Below are 623 nucleotides of genomic sequence, written 5' to 3'. Positions count from 1 at the left end.
AACCAGGGGGTGGGTGAATGGGGGGAATATCTTTCGGATCCCACTCTCCCCGCGGCCATCCTCGACCGCTTCCTGCACCACTGCCACGTGGTCAACATCAAAGGCGGCAGCTATCGGCTGAAGGAACAGTCCAGGGCAAAGGCAAAGAGGATCGCTCAGGCTAAGAAGTGACTTTTACTTGCTCTGCTACCTACAATTTTAAACCGCCGTTTTTGGTACATTTTTATCCCGCCCTTGACAGCTTCAGCACCCTGCGGCTGCCCATGATCTTGTACTGCCTCTCCAGCATGTGGAGGAGGGCGGAGCGAAAGTTGCGGCGCCTGATCACGTCGGCCCTGGCCATGGCGGGCTTTCCAGTCCCCATCACGCCGCCCCCTTTTTGTCGCTTGAGGCGGGCCGCGAGGACACCAGCTCGGCGATCTCCTCTATGCGCTCGGCGTACCCCTCGGCGTTTTTCTCGAGCAGCTCCATGTACTCCCGTGCCAGCCGCTCCGAGATGCCGCAGAGGAAGGCGATCTCCCTGGCCTTAAATCCCCGGCGGAGAAGCAGGACCACCCTTCCCAAGGTGATGAGGTATCTCTGGATGGCCGCCGGGGAATGCCGGCTGAATCTGGATATCTCGG

The 623-nt window shown here is 59.9% G+C and carries 3 protein-coding genes; 1 reads left to right on the top strand and 2 read right to left on the bottom strand.

Going from position 1 to position 623, the window contains the following annotated elements:
• Positions 1-9 precede the first annotated feature (9 nt).
• A complete protein-coding gene (locus tag QME84_12765) occupies positions 10-171 on the top strand; it encodes an ATP-binding protein (protein MDI6875135.1) in 162 nt (53 codons plus the stop codon).
• A 52-nt stretch (positions 172-223) separates the two neighbouring features.
• Here QME84_12765 and QME84_12760 read toward each other — a convergent pair whose 3' ends face one another.
• Both QME84_12760 and QME84_12755 read right to left on the bottom strand, forming a co-directional pair.
• Positions 224-364 (bottom strand): hypothetical protein, encoded by a 141-nt coding sequence (locus QME84_12760; GenBank protein MDI6875134.1) that lies wholly within the window; start codon positions 362-364, stop codon positions 224-226.
• Positions 364-623: DUF1670 domain-containing protein (locus tag QME84_12755; GenBank protein ID MDI6875133.1), on the bottom strand; the 260-nt coding region annotated here is incomplete at its 5' end. The genes QME84_12755 and QME84_12760, both read right to left, overlap by 1 nt.

The sequence above is a fragment of the Actinomycetota bacterium genome, from assembly GCA_030019255.1.
In the GTDB taxonomy this organism is placed as follows: Bacteria; Actinomycetota; Geothermincolia; order Geothermincolales; family RBG-13-55-18; genus Solincola_A.
Note: the sequence above shows the minus strand (reverse complement) of the source record. Positions and strands in the feature narration are given on the sequence as shown.